The organism is Microbispora sp. NPDC049125, from assembly GCF_040802045.1.
Classification (GTDB): Bacteria; Actinomycetota; Actinomycetes; order Streptosporangiales; family Streptosporangiaceae; genus Microbispora.
In genome coordinates, this window is record NZ_JBEZDW010000018.1 from 15,053 (window position 1) to 35,833 (window position 20,781).

The 20,781-nt window shown below is 72.3% G+C and carries 17 protein-coding genes; 11 read left to right on the forward strand and 6 right to left on the reverse strand.

Annotated features, from left to right (window positions below):
* Positions 1-62 precede the first annotated feature (62 nt).
* The 8 genes from AB0B72_RS21450 (at position 63) to AB0B72_RS21485 (ending at position 9,726) form a co-directional block, all read left to right on the forward strand.
* Positions 63-623 (forward strand): isoprenylcysteine carboxyl methyltransferase family protein, encoded by a 561-nt coding sequence (locus AB0B72_RS21450; RefSeq protein ID WP_367740629.1) that lies wholly within the window; start codon positions 63-65, stop codon positions 621-623.
* Positions 620-1,783 (forward strand): NAD(P)/FAD-dependent oxidoreductase, encoded by a 1,164-nt coding sequence (locus AB0B72_RS21455; RefSeq protein ID WP_367740630.1) that lies wholly within the window; start codon positions 620-622, stop codon positions 1,781-1,783. Before AB0B72_RS21450 ends, AB0B72_RS21455 begins: the two co-directional genes overlap by 4 nt.
* Before the next feature lie 349 nt (positions 1,784-2,132).
* The gene (locus tag AB0B72_RS21460; protein WP_367740631.1) at positions 2,133-2,834 is read left to right on the forward strand and encodes a sensor histidine kinase; all 702 of its coding nucleotides are present in this window, start codon (positions 2,133-2,135) and stop codon (positions 2,832-2,834) included.
* A 429-nt stretch (positions 2,835-3,263) separates the two neighbouring features.
* Complete coding sequence (gene lanKC / locus AB0B72_RS21465) at positions 3,264-5,897, forward strand: class III lanthionine synthetase LanKC (RefSeq protein WP_367740632.1); 2,634 nt, start codon at positions 3,264-3,266, stop codon at positions 5,895-5,897.
* Positions 5,869-5,991 carry a SapB/AmfS family lanthipeptide gene (locus tag AB0B72_RS21470; protein ID WP_367740633.1) on the forward strand — a complete coding sequence of 41 codons (123 nt, stop codon included), beginning with the start codon at positions 5,869-5,871 and terminating at the stop codon, positions 5,989-5,991. The genes lanKC and AB0B72_RS21470 overlap by 29 nt, the downstream gene beginning before the upstream one ends.
* A 50-nt stretch (positions 5,992-6,041) precedes the next feature.
* Positions 6,042-6,164 carry a SapB/AmfS family lanthipeptide gene (locus tag AB0B72_RS21475; protein WP_367740634.1) on the forward strand — a complete coding sequence of 41 codons (123 nt, stop codon included), beginning with the start codon at positions 6,042-6,044 and terminating at the stop codon, positions 6,162-6,164.
* Between the two features lie 125 nt (positions 6,165-6,289).
* A complete protein-coding gene (locus AB0B72_RS21480) occupies positions 6,290-8,011 on the forward strand; it encodes an ABC transporter ATP-binding protein (RefSeq protein WP_367740635.1) in 1,722 nt (573 codons plus the stop codon).
* Positions 8,008-9,726, forward strand: coding sequence for an ATP-binding cassette domain-containing protein (locus tag AB0B72_RS21485; RefSeq protein WP_367740636.1), 1,719 nt, complete (start codon positions 8,008-8,010; stop codon positions 9,724-9,726). The genes AB0B72_RS21480 and AB0B72_RS21485 overlap by 4 nt, the downstream gene beginning before the upstream one ends.
* Here AB0B72_RS21485 and AB0B72_RS21490 read toward each other — a convergent pair.
* From AB0B72_RS21490 to AB0B72_RS21505, 4 genes are all read right to left on the reverse strand, one after another.
* Positions 9,679-10,335, reverse strand: coding sequence for a DNA-binding response regulator (locus AB0B72_RS21490; protein WP_367740637.1), 657 nt, complete (start codon positions 10,333-10,335; stop codon positions 9,679-9,681). The two genes, AB0B72_RS21485 and AB0B72_RS21490, sit on opposite strands and share 48 nt — an antisense overlap.
* A 291-nt stretch (positions 10,336-10,626) precedes the next feature.
* Complete coding sequence (locus AB0B72_RS21495; RefSeq protein WP_367740638.1) at positions 10,627-11,508, reverse strand: hypothetical protein; 882 nt, start codon at positions 11,506-11,508, stop codon at positions 10,627-10,629.
* Positions 11,509-11,684: 176 nt separating this feature from the next.
* Positions 11,685-12,674, reverse strand: a complete 990-nt coding sequence (locus AB0B72_RS21500) for a hypothetical protein (protein WP_367740639.1) — start codon at positions 12,672-12,674, stop codon at positions 11,685-11,687.
* A gap of 138 nt (positions 12,675-12,812) precedes the next feature.
* The gene (locus AB0B72_RS21505; protein WP_367740640.1) at positions 12,813-14,654 is read right to left on the reverse strand and encodes a long-chain fatty acid--CoA ligase; all 1,842 of its coding nucleotides are present in this window, start codon (positions 14,652-14,654) and stop codon (positions 12,813-12,815) included.
* Positions 14,655-14,830: 176 nt separating this feature from the next.
* On the opposite strand from AB0B72_RS21505, the gene AB0B72_RS21510 reads away from it, so the two are divergent.
* The gene (locus AB0B72_RS21510) at positions 14,831-16,333 is read left to right on the forward strand and encodes a peptide MFS transporter (protein WP_367740641.1); all 1,503 of its coding nucleotides are present in this window, start codon (positions 14,831-14,833) and stop codon (positions 16,331-16,333) included.
* Here the strand turns inward: AB0B72_RS21510 and AB0B72_RS21515 are convergent.
* Entirely contained in the window at positions 16,317-17,744 is a 1,428-nt protein-coding gene (locus AB0B72_RS21515; RefSeq protein ID WP_367740642.1) for a PLP-dependent aminotransferase family protein, read from the reverse strand. The genes AB0B72_RS21510 and AB0B72_RS21515 overlap by 17 nt on opposite strands.
* 63 nt (positions 17,745-17,807) lie before the next feature.
* Between AB0B72_RS21515 and AB0B72_RS21520 the strand changes: the two genes are divergently transcribed.
* The gene (locus tag AB0B72_RS21520; protein WP_367740643.1) at positions 17,808-18,410 is read left to right on the forward strand and encodes a YitT family protein; all 603 of its coding nucleotides are present in this window, start codon (positions 17,808-17,810) and stop codon (positions 18,408-18,410) included.
* Positions 18,411-18,420: 10 nt separating this feature from the next.
* Positions 18,421-20,178, forward strand: coding sequence for a glycoside hydrolase family 15 protein (locus AB0B72_RS21525; RefSeq protein ID WP_367740644.1), 1,758 nt, complete (start codon positions 18,421-18,423; stop codon positions 20,176-20,178).
* Positions 20,179-20,366: 188 nt separating this feature from the next.
* On the opposite strand, the gene AB0B72_RS21530 is transcribed toward AB0B72_RS21525, so the two are convergent.
* Positions 20,367-20,651: a hypothetical protein gene (locus tag AB0B72_RS21530; RefSeq protein WP_367740645.1), complete on the reverse strand. Its 285-nt coding sequence runs from the start codon at positions 20,649-20,651 to the stop codon at positions 20,367-20,369.
* Positions 20,652-20,781: the final 130 nt, after the last annotated feature.

Consider the following 20,781-nt stretch of genomic DNA (forward strand, 5'->3'; position numbering starts at 1 on the left):
GGAAGGCCGGTCGCGGCGGGTGGGAAGCTACTGCCGAAAGCTCGAAGGAACCCGGAGGACACGTGTCGCCCTGGTACACCCTGCTGATCGTCGCCGTCGGGCTGGAGCGTCTCGCCGAGCTCGTCGTCTCCCGGCGCAACGCGCGCTGGAGCCTCGCCCGTGGCGGCGTGGTGCACGGCCGCGGCCACTACCCGTTCATGGTGATCCTGCACACCGGGCTGCTGGCCGGATGCCTGCTGGAGGTGTGGCTGGCCGACCGGCCGTTCGTGCCGGCCCTCGGCTGGCCGATGCTGGCGCTCGTGGCGGCCGCGCAGGGGCTGCGCTGGTGGTGCGTCACCACCCTGGGCCGCCAGTGGAACACCGAGGTCATCGTCGTCCCCGGCATGCCGCTGGTCGACCGCGGCCCGTACCGGCTCTCGTGGCTGCGGCACCCGAACTACGTGGCGGTGGCCCTGGAGGGGGCCGCGCTGCCGCTGGTGCACTCCGCGTGGATCACCGCGCTCGCCTTCACCCTGCTCAACGTGCCGCTCATGGTGGTCAGGATCCGCTGCGAGAACGCGGCCCTGACCGGCGCCGATCCCGCGGGGGCCGCGTCCTCCGGTCACGGCCAGACCACCCGGTGATCGACGTCCTCGTCGCGGGCGGCGGCCCCGCGGGCCTGGCGGTCGCCATCCAGGCCGCGCTCGCGGGGATGGAGGCCGTCGTCGTCGAGCCGCGCAGCGGACCGGTGGACAAGGCCTGCGGCGAGGGCCTGATGCCGACCGGGACGGCGGTGCTCCGCGAGATGGGCGTCGCGATCCCTGACGGCAGGCCGTTCCGCGGCATCCGCTACCTCGACGGCCGTCACCGGGCGCAGGCCGCATTCCGCGACGGGCACGGCCTGGGGGTGCGGCGCACGGCCCTGCACGCCGCGCTCGCCCGGCGGGCCGCGCAGCTCGGTGTCGTCGTCGTCCCCGGCCGTGTGGAGGGCCTCCGCCAGGACGCCGACGGCGTACGCGCGACGGTGCGGCCCTCCCCCCCTCGCGTGACGGCTCCCACCGGAACCGCCGACGGCCCGTACGGCGCCCGGAGCCGCAGCCTGGACCGCGCGCCAGATCTCCGCGTGGACGGCGTGCCGGACTTGGGGGCGGAGGGCGGAGGCGTGGCGCACGAACTGGCCGCGCGGTGGCTGGTGGCGGCCGACGGGCTGCACTCCCCCGTCCGGGCCGCGCTCGGGCTGGAGCTGCCCGCCTCGGCGCCTCGCAGGTACGGCCTGCGCCGCCACTACCGGGTCGCTCCGTGGGCGGACTTCGTCGAGGTGCACTGGGCGCCGGGAGGCGAGGCGTACGTGACGCCGGTGGGCGACAACCTCGTCGGCGTGGCGGTGCTCAGCGCGGAGCGGCGGGGCTACCACGACCACCTGGCCGAGTTCCCCGACCTGCTCGCGCGGCTGGACGGACCGGCCGCGACGCCGGTGCGCGGAGCGGGTCCGCTGCGCCAGCGGGTCCGCTCCCGGGTCGCCGGCCGGGTGCTGCTCGTCGGCGACGCCGCCGGCTACGTGGACGCCCTCACCGGCGAGGGGCTGTCGATCGCGCTGCTGTCCGCCCGGGCCCTCGTCCGCTGCCTGCGGACCGGCCGCTCGGACGCCTACGAGGAGGCGTGGCGCCGCCTGTCCCTGCGCTCCCGGCTGCTGACGGCCGCGCTCCTGGAGGCGAGGCTCCACCCCGCGTCCGCACGGCTGATCGTGCCCGCCGCCCAGCGGCTTCCCTTCCTCTTCCGCGCCGCGGTACGCGCGCTCGCCTGAACACCGCGGTACGCGCACCACCCGGAGGCCCCAGTTCAGGCACTTCCCGAAACGCCGCCATTCGGACGCACATCCGGACGCCGTGCACCTGTGAGGCGGGTCGCGCGTCTCATCGGGGAGACGGTTCCCGGGGGGACCTGACGGCACCTATTCGTCATGGCCGCAATCCGCTTTTGGTTGTTCCCGATTCCGCGGGTTCACATGGAAGGACCTGTCGTGAGAAACGCGAAATAGAATGTAATTCGACACTCACTAAGTGGCCATATTTCTTGACTTGTATGCAAGGATCTATGGTGTGTTCCAAATGGCGAGGCCGATCTTCCGGCGAGGATGACTGGAGGGTCCTCACTTGCCCAGCGTTGCGATTCTCGCCGTGCTCCCCCCGCTCGGTGCCCTCCTGTGCGTCGCGCTGTTCCTGCGCCGCCGGCGGCGGCTGCGGGCCCTCCAGGCCGAGGCCGTACGGCAGGCGGCGGCCGCCGCGCGTGAACAGTTCGGCAGGGACGTCCACGACCTGGTGAGCAGCCGGCTGTGGCTCGCCACGCTGAAGAGCGAGATCGCCTACCGCCTCGCGGACGAGGACTCACCCGTACGGCCCGCCCTGGCCGACGTCGTCCAGTCGATCCGGCAGGCGGCGACCGACATCAGGAACGTGACGCGCTCCTACCAGGAGATCTCCCTGCCCTCCGAGCTGGCCAACGCCCGCGCGGTCCTGCGCGCGTACGGCACTGATTGCAAGGTGGAACTGACCGACACGTACCTGGAGCCCGACGTGAGCGCCGTGCTCGCCGTCATGGTGCGCGAGGCGGTGACGAACGTCCTGCGCCACAGCAGGGCCCGCCTGTGCGTGATCGAGGTGGCCGCGGACGGCGACAACGTCCTGCTGATGGTGGCCAACGACGGAGTGGAGCCGGCTTCCCCGCCATGCCCGGGCAGCGGCATCGACAACCTCCGCAGCCGCGCCGCCGCGCTCGGCGGGATCGTCGGCACCATCGTCGACCCCGACGGCTGGTTCCGGCTGTTCGCCGAGATCCCCAACCACCATCCGCAGTAGCACGGCCGCCCCTCAAGGCCTGCGCGAACGCGGAGCCCCAAGGCAGGCGGAGCCGGGACGGCACCCGGCGTGAGCTGCGGACTTGCGGCAGGACCGAGGGTCCGGCCCCGCGCGACGTCACACATCCACTTGAAGTGCCCGTACCGGCATTTCATGCATTGCTTGTAGGTAATATATAAAAGGCCGGGATCGCACCCTTGAGGACGCTCCCTTAACCGGGTCATAATCCGATCTTCCCGGTTGACCAGGCATTTGACTGATCATCGCGGCCGGACCGCATGGCCGGGCCTCGGCGGCGTCACGCCGCCCCCATGACCCAAATCATGGCTCGTTATGTGACATACGCATATAAGGCTGTTGACGGGCGTAACTTGGCCCATCTCCTTATTTACGGAATTCTTTCATGTGACCGGCCTAAGGGGACATCTTGTGATTAGTAAGTACGAGATTTACTGCCTCGCAGATCCCTTGTTCTACGACACCCTCGACCGCAAGCGTGCGGAGCACCCCGACTTCTCCATCGTCCAGCGGCCCGTGCCCGACGGGTGGGCCCACCTCGCGACCGACACGTGGATGCACTACGCGCCGACCGGCGCCACCCTGCCCTCCCAGGGCTGGAAGATCCACATCTCGTCGTCCGCCGAGGACGCCGAGCGGGTGGTCGCGGCGGCGTGGGACTACTGCGTCCCCCGCGGGCTGGCCTTCAAGTTCCTCCGCGGCCGGCGCGTGATGCTGATGCAGAACTCCAAGTACGCCTTCCGGGGGTCGAGCGGCAAGCTGGTCACGATCTACCCCGTCGACGAGGCCCAGCTGGAGCTGGTGCTCAAGGAGCTGGCCGAGATCCTCGACGGCGTCGACGGACCGTACATCCTGAGCGACCTGCGCTACGGCGCCGGCCCGCTGTTCGTCCGGTACGGCGGCTTCATGGAGCGCCACTGCGCAGGGGAGAACGGCGAGCAGGTGCTCGCCATCGAAGACGCAGACGGCCGGCTCGTCCCCGACGTGCGGGGGCCCGCCTTCGCCCTGCCCCCCTGGGTCACCCTGCCCGCCTTCCTCGAACCGCATCTGGCCGCCCGCAACGCCGTCACCTTGGAGGGCCTGCCGTACCAGGTGGAGAGCGTGCTGCACTTCTCCAACGGCGGCGGCGTGTACCTGGGGCGCGACACGCGGACCGGGAACCAGGTGGTGCTGAAGGAGGCGCGGCCGCACGCCGGGCTCGACGTGGCCGGGCGCGACGCGGTCACCCGCCTGCGTCACGAGGCCGACATCATGGCGCGGCTCGCCGGCCTGGACTGCGTGCCCGCGGCGCTCGACTACTTCACGCTGGGCGACCACCACTTCCTCGTCCAGGAGTACGTGGACGGGACCACGCTCAGCCAGCTCATCGCCCAAAGGCACCCCCTCACCCGGGCTGACCTCACCCCCCGCATGGTCGCCGACTACACGGAGTGGGCCATCGGGATGCTCGCCCGGGTGAGGAGGGCGGTGTCCGCCCTGCACGGGCGCGGCGTGGTCTTCGGCGACCTGCATCCGTTCAACGTCCTGGTCGAGGGCGACCGGGTGGTGCTCATCGACTTCGAGGTCTCCTCGCTCGCCGAGGAGAACAAGAGACCGACGCTGGCCAACCCCGGCTTCGTGCCGCCGCCCGGCCGGGCCGGCGTCGAGGCCGACGAGTACGCCCTGGCCTGTCTCCATCTCAGCATGTTCGCGCCGATGGCGACCCTGCTTCTGCCGTTGCACCGGCCCAAGGCCGTCCAGATCGCCGAGCTGGTCGCGCGGACCTTCCCCGGCGTGCCGCGCGAGCTGGTCGGCGGCGCCGTACGCACGATCCTGGACCACGACGCGCCCGAGCCGAGGCCGAGCCGCCTGGAGGAGGGCTGGCCGGGCGTCCGGGACGCCATCGCGAAGGGAATCCTCGCGAGCGCGACGCCCGAGCGGGACGACCGGCTGTTCCCCGGCGACATCGTGCAGTTCGAGCCCGGCGGCGGCATCAGCCTGGCCAACGGCGCGGCGGGCGTCCTGCACGCCCTGGCCGCCACCGGCGCAGGCCGGTTCCCCGAGCACGAGGAGTGGCTGCTGGCGCGTGCCAAGCGGCCGGGCGGCCCCATCGGCTTCTACAACGGCCTGCACGGGGTGGCGTACGCGCTGGAGTCCCTCGGCCTGAGACAGGACGCGCTCGACGTGGCCGAGCTGTGCGGGCGGGAGAGCTGGGAGCGGCTCAACCTCAGCCTGTACGGCGGGCTCGCCGGCGTCGCGCTGAGCCTCATGCGCCTGCACGACGTCACGGGCGAGCCGGCCTTCCGTGAAGAGGCGGACCGGGTCGTGTCGGCCGCGGCCGACCGGCTGGGCGGCCCGGACGACGTGCCGGAGATCAGCGGCGGCGCGAACCCGCACGCCGGGCTGATGTACGGCTCGTCCGGCCCCGCGCTGATGTTCCTGCACGCCTACGAGCGCACCGGCGACGCCGGCCTGCTCGACCTCGCCGCGACCGCGCTGCGGCAGGACCTGCGGCGCTGCGTCGGCCGGGAGGACGGGCAGCTCCAGGTGCAGCAGGGCTGGCGGACCAACCCCTACTTGGACGAGGGGTCGGCGGGCATCGGGCTGGTCCTGGACCGCTACCTCGCGCACCGGCACGACGAGACCTTCGCCGGGTCGCTGGCCGCCATCCGGCCGGTGACCAGGCTCTCCTACTACATCCAGTCGGGGCTGTTCGCCGGCCGGGCGGGCATGATCGCCTGCCTCGTCTCCGGCTCGCGCCCCGACCCGGAGGCCGCGGCCGGCCAGATCGCCCGTCTGTCCTGGCACGAGCTTCCGTACCGGGACGGGCTGGCCTTCCCCGGGGCCCAGCTGCTCCGCCTTTCCATGGACTTCGCCACTGGGAGCGCCGGCGTGCTCTTCGCGCTCGGAACCGCGCTGCACGACCAGCCGGTCCGCCTCCCCTTCCTAGAGCCCCCCGGACGGTCGAACGCGCAGGGGCCCTTGCGCGCCGCCACCGGGTCCGACGTCCCCGACAGCCTGAAAGGAGGTGTTCGTAATGGCACTGCTCGACCTTCAGACCCTTGAGGCCCCCACCGGCGGTGGCGGCGGCGGCAGCAACCTCAGCCTGCTGGGCTGCACCCCGCACGAGAACAGCAGCCTCAGCATCATCTGCGGCTGATAGCACCTCGCAAGGCACGACCTCGACCCCCTGCAACGGAAGGAATCATCATGGCGCTCCTCGACCTCCAGACCCTCGAGGCCCCCAACGGTGGCGGCGGCGGCGGCAGCAACCTCAGCCTGCTGGGCTGCACCCCGCACGAGAACAGCAGCCTGAGCATCATCTGCGGCTGACAACCGCGTAAGACCTGGGCGGCCCTCGCGGGCCGCCCAGGCTTCTCGCTTTCCGACCCCTTTTCGCACCATGTTTCGCGCCATTACTTCACGTACTTCGCGCCATACGCAGTGGGGAGGCGGCGGTGACCACACGGGCGGCGGACCTGCTCATCCTCAAGGCCGTGAGGCACGGCGGCCCCTGGCTGGCGGCGCTGGCGGTGACGGCGCTGCTCGGCGCGGCCGCCGAGCTCCTGTTGCCGCTGACCCTCGGCCGGACCGTCGACGCCCTGGTCGCGGCAGGCCCCGGCCGTGAGCGGTGGCTGGCGGCCACGGCCGCCCTCGTCGCGCTCGTGGTGGCGTGCGACGCGCTCGGCGTGCTCGCCTCCGGCGTCAGCGGGGCGCGGGCGGCGCTGTGGCTGCGCGGCCGCGTGATCACGCACACGCTGTCCGTCGGGACCACGATGACCAGGCACTTCACCCCGGGTGAACTCGTCACCCGGGCGGGGGTGAACGCCGAGGAGGCGGGCCGGACGCCTGAGGCGGTCGTCACGGCGGCGGCGCTGATCGTGCCCTCGGCGGGCAGCGTGGCGGCCCTCGCACTGATCGACCCCTGGCTGGCCGTGACGCTGGTGGCGGGGCTGCTGCTCATCGTCGCCGTGCTCCGGGCGTTCATGCGCAGCACGACCGCGGCGTCCGGCGGCTACCAGGAGGCGCAGGGAAACATCGCCGCCCGGCTGGTCGGCGCGCTGGCGGGAGCCCGCACCATCACCGCCGCCGGCACCGAGGACCAGGAGGCCAGGCGCGTCCTCGCCCCGCTCCCCGTCCTGCGCGCGCACGGGCTGGCGCTGTGGCGGCTGCAGGCGCGGGCGGGTGTCCAGGCCGCCGTGGTGGTGCCGCTCCTGGAGACGGCCGTCCTCGCGGTGGGCGGCCTGCGCCTGTCGGCCGGAGACCTCACCGTCGGCGAGTTGCTGGCCGCCGCGCGCTACGTCGTGCTCGGGGCGGGCCTCGGCTCCGCGATCGGGTACGCCGGGAGGCTGGCCCGCGCCCGGTCGGCGGCCCGGCGCCTCGACCGGCTGCTGGCCGTGCCGCCCCCGTCATACGGTTCCCGGCCGCTGCCCCCCGGCCCCGGCAGGCTGGAGCTGAAGGGCGTCAGCGTGCGGGCGGACGGGGCCCGGCTGCTGAGCGACGTCGACCTGGTCGTGCCCGGCGGGTCCTGCGTGGCGGTGGTGGGATGCTCCGGATCGGGCAAGTCGTCGCTGGCGGCCGTGGCCGGACGGCTCCTCGACCCCGAACGGGGCACGGTCACGCTGGACGGGGTGCCGCTGCACGAGGTCGCGCGCGAGCAGCTGCGCCGGGCCGTCGGCTACGCGTTCGAGCGGCCCGCCCTGTTCGGCGAGACCCTCGGCGAGTCGATCGCCTTCGGGCCGTCGGAGTCTCAGATGGACCGGGTGCGCGACGCGGCGAGGGCGGCGTGCGCCGACGCCTTCATCCGGCGGCTGCCCCTGGGCTACGCGACCCCCGTCGGCGACGCGCCGATGTCCGGTGGGGAGACGCAGCGGGTCGGCCTCGCCCGGGCGTTCGCGCAGGCGGAGCGGCTGCTGATCCTCGACGACGCCATGTCGAGCCTCGACACCGTGACCGAGCGCCAGGTCAGCGGGGCGCTCACCGGCAGCCTCGCCGACCGTACCCGGCTCGTCGTCGCCCACCGCGTCGCCACCGCCGCGCGCGCCGACCAGGTGGTGTGGCTGGAAGGCGGCCGGATCCGGGCCCGGGGGCCCCACGATCTGCTCTGGGACGACCCCGGCTACCGTGCCGTCTTCCAGTCGGCCTCTGCCCCTGAGGCCTCCTCCCAGGTCGCGCCGTGAGAGCCGCCGTCCTGCCCGTGGTGAGACGGGCGCTGACGCGGGAGCCGCGCCGTCTCCTGCGCCTCGCCGGGTGGTCGCTCGCTGAGGCGGCGCCCGCGTTCGCCGGAGGGCATGCGGTCGCGCGGGCGGTCGACGACGGCTTCGCCGCCGGGCGGCCGGGCACCGGCCTCGCGTGGCTCGCGGTGCTGGCCGCCGCCTGGCTGGTGGCCGCGGTGGCGGCCCGCCAGGTCCTGCTGCTCGTCGCGGGCATCGTCGAGCCGTTCCGCGACGAACTGCTGGAGATCGTGGTCACCGGCACGCTGCGGGCCGGGCGTGGCGGCGGCACCGCCGCCGTGGCGCGGATGAACCACCAGGTCGAGCTGGCCAGGGACGCCTTCGGGGCGATCATCACGGTGGTGCGGTCGTTCACGTTCACGCTGGTGAGCGTGGCGCTGGGCATCTCGACCCTGGCCCCGGCCGTGCTCCCGCTCGTGCTGCCGCCGGTCGCCGCCGGGCTCGCGCTGTTCCTGGCGTCCCTGCCCGCGCTCGCCCGGCGGCAGCGCGACTTCATCGTCGCCGACGAGCGCACCGCCGCGACGGTCGCCGCGATCGCGAGCGGCCTGCGGGACGTCACGGCCTGCGGGGGCGAGGCCCGCGTCGCGGCGGCCGCCGGGCGGGAGGTGACCTTCCAGGCGAGGGCCGCCCGGGCGCTTGCCCGGGTGACCGCGACCCGCACGCTGGCGCTCGCCGTCGGCGGCTGGCTCCCGGTGCTCCTCCTGCTCGCCGGCACCCCCTGGCTGCTGGAGCGCGGGCTCACCGGCGGCGTCGTCCTGGGCGCGCTGACCTATGTCATGCAGTCCCTCACGCCCGCGCTCGGCGGGCTGGTGCAGGGCCTCGGCGTCAGCGGCGTACGGCTGGCGGTCACACTGGAGCGGATCGTGGACGCCGCCGGGCCGCCGGTCCCGCACGGGACGCGCGCACCGGAGGGGGCCCGCCTGGAGCTGCGCGGGGTCGGTTTCGCGTACGGCCCGGCGGCGCAGCCCGTCATCGACCGTCTCGGCCTGGTCGTGCCCGACGGCGGCCACCTGGCCGTGGTCGGCCCGAGCGGTATCGGCAAGTCGACGCTGGCCGGTCTGGTGGCGGGCCTGCTCCGGCCGGCCGAGGGGAAGGTGCTGATCGGCGGCGTCCCTGCGGCCGAGGTCCTTCCGGCCGCCCGCGCCCTGATCCCCCAGGAGGCGTACGTCTTCCACGGAACGCTGGCGGACAACCTCACCTATCTCGCCCCGGGCACCCCGGTGGAGGCCCTCGACGAGGCGGTGGCGGCCTTCGGGCTGACGGAGCTGGCCCAGCGGTTCGACGGCTATGACACGCAGATCGATCCGGCCGAGCTGTCGGTGGGCGAGCGCCAGCTCATCGCGCTGGCCAGGACCTACCTGTCGCCGGCCCGCCTGGTGATCCTCGACGAGGCGACCTGCCATCTCGACCCGGCGGCGGAGGCCCGCGCGGAGGCGGCGTTCGCGGCGCGCCCGGGCACCTTGATCGTGATCGCGCACCGGATCTCCTCGGCCCTGCGGGCCCAGCGCGTGCTGGTGATGGACGGCACCCGGGTCCTGATGGGCAGGCATGAGGAGATGGTGGCCGCCTCGCCGCTCTACGCGGACCTTGTCGGCCACTGGGAGGGCCGCGGCCTACCGGCGGGGGCGGTAGCGGAGAATGCCGATCTCCCGGCCGGGTGAGGGCCACAGCCAGCCGGACTCCGAGGCGATCTGGATCGCCTCGACGCGCGAGCGCGCCCCCACCTTGGTGAGGATGCGCGACAGGTAGTTGCGGACCGTTCCACGGGAAAGGGACAGCCTGTCGGCGATCTCCCCCACCGTGGCTCCCCCCGCGGCGGTCTCCAGCACGTCGAGCTCGCGGGCCGTCAGCGGGTTGCTGTCCGCGTCGAGCGCGGCGACGGCGAGCTCGGGGTCGACCACCCGCTCGCCCCGCGAGACCCGGCGGATGCAGTCGACGAGGTGGCTGGGCAGGGCGTCCTTCACCACGAAGCCCCGGACGTTGGCGTCCAGCGCCCGGCGCAGGGCCATCGGCGTGCCGAGGCCGGTGAGGATCACCGTCTTGCAGGAGGGTAATCGCCGGTGCAGCTCGGCGGCCGCGGTGATCCCGTCCACGTCCGGGAGGCCGATGTCCAGGACCGCGACGTCGGGCCGGCGCAGGCAGGCCAGCCGGACGATGTCGTCGCCCTTGTCGGTCTCGGCGATCACCTCGAGGTCGTCCTCGCTGGACAGCAGGGCGATCAGCGCCTTGCGGATGAGGTGCATGTCCTCGGCCAGCAGCAGGCTAATCACGATTCGGCCCCCCTACGGACGGCTGGATCGGCGCTCTGTCAGGCCGGATTCCAGACACTGCGGAAAAGTGGCGCGGGCACCGGGACCTCCCTACCCCTGCGGTCACCATTAATTCAACAGAGAGACACTCAAAACGCTGCGCACCAGCAGTTCGCCACATTTGTCACGAAAATGCAGGTCAGGTGGCGCCTGAAACGAACGAAGACCTCCTGGTGGGCGCGGAGCGACCGCTCCACGCCCACCGGAGGTCTCTCGTCGCGGCCCGGTGCTTCCGCCGCGCTCCGGTGCCCGCTAGTGGCGGACGACCTTCACGTAGTCGGTCGCCTCGGAGCCCTTGAGGCGCCGCGTGCCGTCGAACTTCACGCCCCACGTGCCGGAACGGAAGGCACGGACCTTGGCCGCGAAGCTGCCGTCGTCGTTGGTCTCGATCGTGCCGACGCGCTTCCAGCTGTGCGAGCCCTTGGGCAGGAAGTACACGTCGACGTCCTGGCTGCCGAGCCAGTGCCAGTCGTGCCAGACGTTCCTGTCCTCGTCGCAGTAGCCGTCACGGCCGTGGACGCTGACGTAGCCGTCCCACTTGTAGTACCAGTCGCCGTAGCACTGCGCGACCTGGAGACTGCCCTTGAGCGTGAGCTTGTGGCCCTTGCGCACGGGCTCCGGAGTCGCGTCGAACCCGGCGATGCGGGTCGCCTTCGGGCCATGCGGCTTCGGCTGCGGCTTCGGCGCCCACTCCTCGTGCTTGACCACGAAGCCGCGGTCGGCCGACACCTTCTCGCCCTTCGGGCCGACGCCCTCGACGTGGACCTTCCAGAGCCCGGTCTTGTGGCTCCAGTCGAAGCTCCACGACTGCGACTTGGTGTCGAACTTCGGACCGGTGTACGGCTCGTCACCGGTCTTGGCGGCGAGCCAGTGGTGGCCGTCGCCGTGGCCGTCACCGTGGTCGCCGCCCTGGGGCTCCCAGACCTCGATGGACAGGCTCGCGAGGTCCTTGGTCCTGACCGTGGCGGTGACCTCGACCGACCCGTGCTTCTTGACGACGACCGGGTTGGGGCTGACGTCGATCGACAGGATCTTCGGGTCCGGCGCGTACGCGGGTTCGTCGTCCGCGAAGGCGGGTGCCGCCGTCACGAGCGCCGCGGCGCCCATGGCGACAGCCACCAGCGTGGTAGCCACGCGTTTCACCATGAGGTGCTTCCTCTCCCCGTGTTCACTGAACACACCCCGGGGCGGGGCATGCCTACGTCATAGACGTGTCAGGAGAGAGAGAAGTTGCGTCAACGGCGGCGAACAATGGTCACAGAATCGCAACTACCAGCGTTCCGGTTCCCTTGAAATGGACTTATCGGCATTTATAGGTGCTTTTCGGCGCTTACGTCGGGAGCGTAATGCGTGGTACCGGAGTATTCGGCGCGCCACACCCCATCCCCCGGCGCGCGCAGGCGGGTGCTGAACCAGCCGTCCCTCCTCGTGAAGGCCCGGCCCAGCGGCCGCCATTCGCCGGATCCGCCCCGGCGGTAGGACACGGTCACCCGCTGCCCGGGGAAGGGACGGTAGTCCACCCTCCCGACGGGATCGACCCGCAGGAGCGTGCCGGTGACCCGTACGCCTTCGTCCCCGTCACGGACCGCCTTGACCCCCTCCAGCGAGGTCGCGCGCCTGAGGGCGAAGGTGGTGCGCGCGGTGACGACGCCACCGCGGGCGTCCCAGGCCGTCGCGGTGACCGTCCACGGCCCGCTCGGATACCACCGCGACAGGGCCTTCTCCGGCAGGAAGCGCCACGTCTCCCACTCCTGGCCGGCGCCGGCGCGGGTGGTCCGCATGGGCAGGAACCACGGCGCGCCGCCCCTGCCCAGCGTGGTGCCCACGAAGCGGGGCACCTGCGACGGGGTCAGTCCCGCGAGCCCGCCCGGTCGCGGGGGGATCTGAGCGGGAGCGCCGGGAGCCGGAGCCGCCGGTCGCGGCCCGTACTCCTGGAACGGCTGCTGGAACGGCTCCTGGAACGGCGGCGCGGCGGGCTCCTCCGGCGGCACGGCGGACGGCTCGGGCTCCTCAGGCTGCCCAGGTTGTCCTGGTTGCCCGGGTTGTTCGGGCTGCTCAGGGCCGTCCGGGCGGCCGGGCTCCACCTCGACCGACACCCGGGCCGCTCCGCGCGCCGACACGTCGACCACCAGCCGCACCGAACCGCTCGGCCCGACCACGGGTGCGCCCGGCCGCACGGTGACGGACCGGATCGCCAGGTCCGCCGGGTCGGCCAGGTCCCCCGGGGCGGGGGCCGGGGCCTGGACGGCCAGCGGCAGCGCCGCGACCGCGAGGGCCGGCGTCGCGAGGATGTGTCTCATGCTTCGAGAACGTACGCAGGGCCGCCGGTCCGGCGGCCCTCGACACACTCCCGGCGTGGCAATGGTTCTCCCATGTTCCCGCCGCCTTGCTCATGTTCCCGCCGCCTTGCTCATGGTCCCGCCGCCCCGCTCCGCCACTCAGGAGGATCGATACATCGCGTCGATGACGCCGGCGTACTTGGCGTGGATGATCCGGCGCTTGAGCTTGAGGCTCGGCGTGAGCTCCGCCGTCTCCGCCGTCCACTCGACCGGCAGCAGCCGCCACGTCTTCACCTGCTGCACCCGGGCGAGCTTCTCGTTGGCCGCCTCCACCGCGGCGCCGATCTCCTTGAGCACGTCGGGATGCTCGGCCAGCTCGGCGAGCGAGCCGAAGGAGATGCCGCGCGCCGCCGCCCACCCCGGGGCCACCTCGCCGTCCAGGGTGAGGATCGCCACCGGGTACGGCCGGCCGTCCCCGTAGGCGAGGGCCTGCCCGATGAGCGGGTGCTCCTTCAGGTGGTTCTCGATGTTGGCCGGGGACATGTTCTCGCCGCCGGACGTGATGATGAGCTCCTTCTTGCGGTCGACGATCTTGATGAAGCCGTCGTCGTCGACGGAGCCCACGTCACCGGTGTGCAGCCAGCCCTCCTCGTCCAGCAGGGCGGCCGTCTCCCCGGGCCGGTTGAGGTAGCCCCGGGTGTTGAGCGGGCTGCGGGTGAGGATCTCGCCGTCGTCGGCGATCGCCACCTCGACGCCCGGCTCGGCCCGCCCCACCGTCCCGAGCTTGAACACGTCGGGGGTGTTGGCGGTGAAGGCGCCGGTCGTCTCCGTCATGCCGTACACGTCGATGACCTTGAGCCCGAGCCCGGCGAAGAACCGCTGCACCTCGGGCGGCATCGGCGCGGCGGCGGTGGCGAGCCACCCGGCCCGGTCGAGCCCGATCAGGGAGCGGATCACCGACAGCAGCGCGGCGTCCGCCTTCTCGTACGCCGCCCGCACCTCCGGCGTGACCGTGTGCCCGTACTGGAGCCCCTCGACGTACGCGAGCCCGGCGGCCATCGCCTTCCGGACGCTGTCCTGCTGCTCCTCCGGCTGGGTCGCGAGCAGCGCCTGGAGGCGTGCGGTCATCTTCTCCCACACCCGGGGGACGCCGAAGAACAGGACGGGCCTGACCTGGCCGAGGACCGCGCCGAGGTTGGCCAGGTCCGTGCAGAAGTGAACGTGGGAGGCCTTGAACAGCGGCAGGTAGAGGCTGAGCGCCCGCTCGGCGATGTGCGCGTACGTGAGGTAGGAGATCTGGGTGCCGAGGTCGGGCAGCGGGATCATCCGCTGGGTCGCGGCCACCTCGAACAGCACGTTCGCGTGGGTCAGCGGCACGCCCTTGGGGTTGCCCGTCGTGCCGGAGGTGTACAGGACGGTCAGGACGTCGTCGGAGGTCACCGCACGCCAGCGGGCGTCCACGTCCGCCGGGTTCGCGGCGAGTGCGGCCGCCCCCAGGGCCAGGAAGTCGGCCCAGCTCATGAAGCGGTCGTCGCCCTCGGGCGCGCCCTCAAGCATGATGATCTTCTTGAGCGCGGGAAGCTCCCCGAGAACGGGCTCCCACCTGGCCAGCTCGGACGGGCCGCCGAGCACGGCGACCCTGGCGTCCACGTCACCGGCGACGAAGGCGATCTGGTCGGAGGCGAAGGTCGCGTAGACCGAGCAGGGGACGGCGCGGGCGTGGACGGCGCCGAGATCGGCGAGGACGTGCTCGCTGCGGTTGACCATCATCAGCGCGACGGCGTCACCCGGTAGCAGGCCGAGGGCGGCGTACCCGGCGGCGATCTCCAGGACCCGGTGCCGCGCCTGGGCGTAGGTGAGGGTGGTCCAGCCGTCCCCCGAGGGGTCGGAGTAGGCGGGGGCGTCCGGGTGCCGCTCGGCGGTCACCCGCAGCTGGTCGCACAAGGTCCTTCCGGCGATCTCCTCCAGGAGCTCGGAACGGTCGTCAAGAACGCCAGCCATCGCGCCTCCCGGGGGTGCCCCATGTACGAATGGCATGCATCGCACCACAACGCATCACACCCGACAAGCCCCTGACGGTGAGAAGTACGCGGACAGTGCCCGCCGTACGGCTCGGGCGGGTCCGCGGGCCGCCGCGGGGGTAGGTAGAGGGGCGTTGCGCGATCGGGGGTGAGCGCATGACACCGCGTATGACGCCGGGGGCGCCGGAGCGGGACCGGACGTTCTTCGGCCACCCGCGTGGACTCGCCACGCTCTTCGGCACGGAGATGTGGGAGCGGTTCAGCTACTACGGCATGCGCGCGATCCTCGTGCTGTTCCTGTCCGCGCCGGCCGTGCGCGGCGGGATGGGGCTGCCGGAGACCACGGCCGTCGGCGTCTACGGCGTGTACATCGCCTCGGTCTACCTGCTCGCGCTGGCCGGCGGCTGGATGGCCGACCGGCTGTTCGGCCCCCGCAGGACCGTCCTGTACGGCGCGATGATCATCATGGCGGGCCACCTCAGCATGGCCGTCCCGGCCGGTGGGGCGTTCGTCTGGGCCGGGCTCACGCTGATCGCGCTGGGCAGCGGCATGCTGAAGCCCAACATCGCGGCCCTCGTCGGCGAGCTGTACCGGGAGGACGACGACGCCCGCCGCGACTCGGGCTACACGATCTTCTACATGGGCATCAACCTCGGGGCCTTCCTCGGCATCACGGTGGTGCCGTGGCTGCAGACGGGGGGCCGCTGGCACCTGGCGTTCGCCGCGGCCGCCGCCGGAATGGCCGTCGGGCTGAGCCAGTACGTGCTGGGCCGCCGGCACCTGCGGGGGGTCGGCGAGGAGCCGGACCACCGGCTCACCCCGGAGGAGCGGCGGCACTTCAGGCTCGTCATCGGGGGCTCGCTGACCGTGCTTGCGGCGGCCCTGCTGGTGTGGGCGCGCAGCGGGACGTTCACCATCGACCGCTTCGCGCTCGCGCTGGCGATCCTGACCACGGCCGTGCCGGTGGCGTACTTCGTCTTCCTCTTCACCGGCTCGCACGAGATCACGCCGGAGGAGCGCACCCGGCTCGTGGCGTACGTGTGGCTGTTCCTCGCCGCGGCCGTGTTCTGGCTCATCTACGACCAGGCGGGCAGCGCGCTGCTGCTGTTCGCGCAGAACCAGACCGACCTGCGCGTCGGCGGCTTCGATGTGCCGCCGGGATGGGTGTCCAACATCAACTCGATCGCCATCGTGGTCCTGGCGCCGGTCTTCGCCGACCTGTTCTACCGGGCGGGCGACCGGATCGGCACGCCGGTGAAGTTCGCCGTGGGCCTCGTGCTGGTCGGGCTGAGCTTCGTCGTCATGTCCGTCGCGGCGGGCGTCGCCTCGGGCGGGACGCGGGTGTCGATCCTGTGGCTGCTGTCGGTCTACATGATCCAGACCATCGGCGAGCTGTTCCTCAGCCCGGCCGGCCTGTCGGTGACCAACAAGCTGGCGCCCCGGGCGTTCGAGAACCAGATGATGGGCGTGTGGTATCTCGCCATCTCCCTGGGCGACTCGATCGGGGGCCAGGCGTACCGGCTGACCACCGTGATCCCGATGCCGGCGTACTACCTGCTGCTCGCGCTCGGCGCGATCGCCGCCGGCCTGGTGCTGCTGCTGTTCGCCCGCAGGATCCGGGCGCTGATGGCGGAGACCCCGGTCACAGGGCCGGGGTGAGCGGCTCAAGGGGGCGGTAGCCGTACGGGGCGTCGGAGGCCGCGATGCGGCGCACCGCCTCCCGCAGGATGTCGGGCGGCTGGGTGAAGGGCAGGCGCAGACGGCGTTCGAGCGCCCCGTCCACCCCGAACCACGGTCCGGGGGCGAGCCGGACCCCGCGCCCGGCCGCGGAGGCGGCGATCCCGCTCGCGACCGGCCCGTCGAGCCGAACCCACAGCGACCCGCCGCCGCGCGGGACGGTGAAGCTCCAGCCCGGCAGCTCCTCGGCGAGCGCCGCTGTGAGCGCGGCGAGCGATTCGCCGAGCAGGCGGCGGCGCTCCGCCCGCGCCTCGCCGATCCGCTCGAACAGCCGGGCCGTCACGAGCTGCTCGAAGACAGGGGTGGCGAGGTCGACCGAGGCCCGCAGCACGGCCAGGCGGCGGGCCGTCGCGGCGGTGGTCCTGATCCATCCGATGCGCAGCCCGCCCCACCAGAGCTTCGAGGCGGACCCCACGCTGATCACCCGCCCGTCGGTGTCGAACGACGCGAGCGGCGCCGCCCGCGCTTCCTCGTCGAGAGCCGTCTCGGCCCAGCTCTCGTCGCAGATCACGGTCATGCCGTGCCGGCGGGCGGCCGCCACCAGCGCGGCCCGGTCACCGTCGGCCATGAGATGGCCGGTGGGGTTGTGGAAGTCCGGGATCAGGTAGGCGAGCCGGGCGGACGACTGCCGCATGGCGGAGGTCAGCAGGTCGAGGTGCCAGCCGTCGTCCTGCACGCCGACCGGCACCAGGCGGGCGCCGCGCAGCCGCGCGACGTCGAGCGCGTGCGGGTACGTCGGCGACTCCACCAGCAACGGGTCCCCGGGCGCCACGAGCATGGTCATCAGCAGATGAAGGGCCTGCTGTGCGCCGCCCGTGACGATGATCTGCTCGGGGCGGGTGGGCACGCCGCGCTCACCGTACCGGCGGGCGACGGCCTCCCTGAGCGGGGCGAGACCGACCGGGTGGTAGCCCATGCCCACCGCGTACCGGTGGTAGGCCCGCCCCGCTTCGGCGACCGCCTCGCCCAGCAGGGACGTCGCCGGGGGCGCCGCCGTGTGCATCGGCAGCAGCCCGTCGTCGTCCGGGGCGATCCAGGGGTTGTCCGTCCCCAGCGCCCCGGCGTCGGGGAGGGCCGTCCGGCTGCCCGACCCCTGGCGGCTGGCCAGGTAGCCCTGCTCGCGCAGCCGGTCGTACGCGCTGGTCACAGTGGTCCGGCTGACGCCCAGCTCCTCGGCGAGGTGCCGCTCGGCGGGGACGCGCACGCCCACGGGCAGCCGCCCGTCCAGGATCAGGCCCCGCACGGCCCCGGCGAGCGCCTTGTAGTACGGCCGGGCGTCGGGTGGCAGCTTGACGAGCCGGGCGAGCTGGAGAGCGCTCAAATGTCGATCCATAAGGCCAATTTCCTTGATTGGCCCTGTATCCGGCAAGGGGGCGACCGGGAGGATCGGGTCACTATGACTGAGCTCTCGCTTCCCCGGTCCGGTTCGCTCCCCCTCCGGCTCGTCCGCCTCTACATCGGGCTGGCGGGCTACGGCGCCGGAATCGCCCTGCTCGTCCGGTCGAACCTCGGCCTCGACCCCTGGGAGGTCTTCCACCAGGGCCTGTCCATACAGACGGGATGGTCCATGGGCATGTGCATCAACCTCGTCGGGGCGCTGGTGCTGCTGCTGTGGATCCCGTTGCGGCAGCGGCCCGGCCTCGGCACGATCAGCAACGTGCTGCTGGTGGGCACCTGCGCCGACGCCGTGATGTGGCTGGTGCCCGCGCCTTCCCAGTGGCCGGTCCAGTGGGCGTTCCTGATCGGCGGCATCGTGACGATCGCGGCGTCGTCGGGGCTGTACATCAACGCGGGCTTCGGGCCGGGCCCGCGAGACGGGCTGATGACCGGCCTCCACCGGCTGGGCCTGTCGATCCGGCTCGCCCGCACGATCGTGGAGCTCACCGTGCTCGCCGCCGGATGGCTGCTCGGCGGGACCGCCGGGATCGGCACGATCGTCTTCGCCCTCACGATCGGCCCCTTGACCCAGATCTTCATGCGGATGGGCCGCACTGGGTAACGTGGCGGCCATGTGGATCGAGGACTACGCCCTCGTCGGTGACATGCAGTCGGCCGGGCTCATCGGCATGGACGGCTCGGTCGACTGGCTCTGCCTGCCGAGGTTCGACTCCCCCTCGTGCTTCTCCCGGCTCCTCGGCGACGAGTCGCACGGCTTCTGGCGGCTCGGCGCCGCCGGTCAGGAGCGGGCGGCACGCCGGGCGTACGCCGAGGACACCCTGGTGCTCGAAACCTTCTGGGAGACGCCGACGGGAACGGCCAAGGTCATCGACTTCATGCCTCCCCGGCACGCCAGCCCGGACCTGGTCCGCGTGGTCGAGGGCCTGACCGGCACGGTCGACATGACCACGGAGATCCGCATCCGGTTCGACTACGGCAGGATCGTCCCCTGGGTGCGGCGCAGGGACGGCGACCTGCACGCCATCGGCGGCCCCGACTCGGTCTGGATCCACTCGCCCGTCACCCTCAAGAAGGGCGGCGGCTACCGCCACACCGCGGACTTCACCGTGTCGGCCGGCGAGCGGGTGCCGTTCGTCTTCACCTGGCATCCCTCCCACCAGTCGCAGCCCGATCCGATCGACCCGCTGGAGCAGCTGGAGGCGACCCTCGACCTGTGGCGGGAGTGGACCTCGCGGTGCGGCTACGCCGGGCCCTGGCGCGACGCCGTCGTCCGCTCGCTGATCACGCTGAAGGCGCTCATCTACGAGCCGACGGGCGGCATCGTGGCCGCGCCGACGACGTCCCTGCCGGAGCATCTCGGCGGCGTCCGCAACTGGGACTACCGCTTCTGCTGGCTGCGCGACGCGTCGATGACGCTCGACGTGCTGACCGGCTCCGGCTACATCGACGAGGCCGGCGCCTGGCGCACCTGGCTGCTGCGGACCATCGCCGGCCGCCCCGAGGACCTGCAGGTCCTGTACGGCGTCGCGGGCGAGCGGCGGCTGCCGGAGATGACGCTCGACTGGCTGCCGGGGTACGAGGGCTCCCGGCCGGTGCGGATCGGCAACGGCGCGGCCGGCCAGCTCCAGCTCGACATCTACGGCGAGGTGGTCGACGCCCTCTATCACGCACGCAAGGCGGGCATGCCGCCCGACGACCACGCGTGGCGGATGATCCGCAAGGTGATGGACTTCCTGGAGCAGAACTGGCAGCAGCCCGACGAGGGCCTGTGGGAGGTCCGCGGCCCCCGGCGGCACTTCGTGCACTCCAAGGTCATGGCGTGGGTCGCGGCCGACCGGATGGTGAAGGTCGTCGAGGAGCTGGGCCGTACCGGGCCGGTGGAGCGCTGGATGGCGCTGCGCGACCGCATCCACGCGGAGGTCTGCGAGAAGGGCTACGACCCCGAGCGCGGCACGTTCACCCAGTCGTACGGCTCCCGCGAGCTGGACGCGGCGCTGCTGCAGATCCCGATCGTCGGCTTCCTGCCCCCGGACGACCCCCGGGTGGCGGGGACGATCGAGGCCATCGAGCGGGAGCTGATGACCGACGGGTTCGTCCTGCGCTATCCGGTCTCGGACGACAACGTGGTCGACGGCCTGCCGGGTGGCGAGGGGGCGTTCCTGGCGTGCAGCTTCTGGCTGGCGGAGGCGCGGGCGCTGGTCGGGCGGAAAGAGGAGGCGCTGGAGCTGTTCGAGCGGCTGCTGGCGATCACCAACGACGTGGGGCTGCTGGCCGAGGAGTACGATCCGCGGCTGGGGCGGCAGCTCGGCAACTTCCCCCAGGCCTTCAGCCACATCCACCTCGTCCGCACCGCCTTCGCCCTCCGCTGACCTTTTCCAGCCCCCAGCCGAGCTCTGAAACAACCTCAGACAGGATTGACTGCGGCGTGAGAACGTGACATCCGGCTTCGCAGCCTCCGAAGAACCCCCGGCGTGAAGAACATCCGATATTCCAGCCCCAAGAGCGCCTCGCTCTCAATCACGGCATCCCCGTCAGATTACGGCCGGTGAATCCAGGATCAGTCCCGCTCTCCGTCAAGACGATCCGGAGACCTTTCCATAATCAGTGCGACGGATCCGTCCTCCAGCCCGGAATACTCGTCGAGATGAATGTGCGAGCCGGTCTCCACACCGTCTTGAGCGATTGTGAGAAGGTGTCGCGCCAGCGTTTCCAAGCCTGCGCGATTGGCCAGGATGATCACCCCGTCGACGCCGCGGGACACACTCACCTCGGCCAGGTCGTCCCAGACAAGTTCTATCCCGCGATTCTTGACATATTCGCGTATCTCGACCGTCACACCCATCCGGACGACTCGCGTTTATCTGCGGACCGCGAGGCGCGGGCGCCGGCCGGCCGGCGAACGACTCGGGCGGGCGGCAAGAGCAGTTGGCCGTGCCCGCGCCGCGGGATGCGGCATGGACACGGCCAACCGG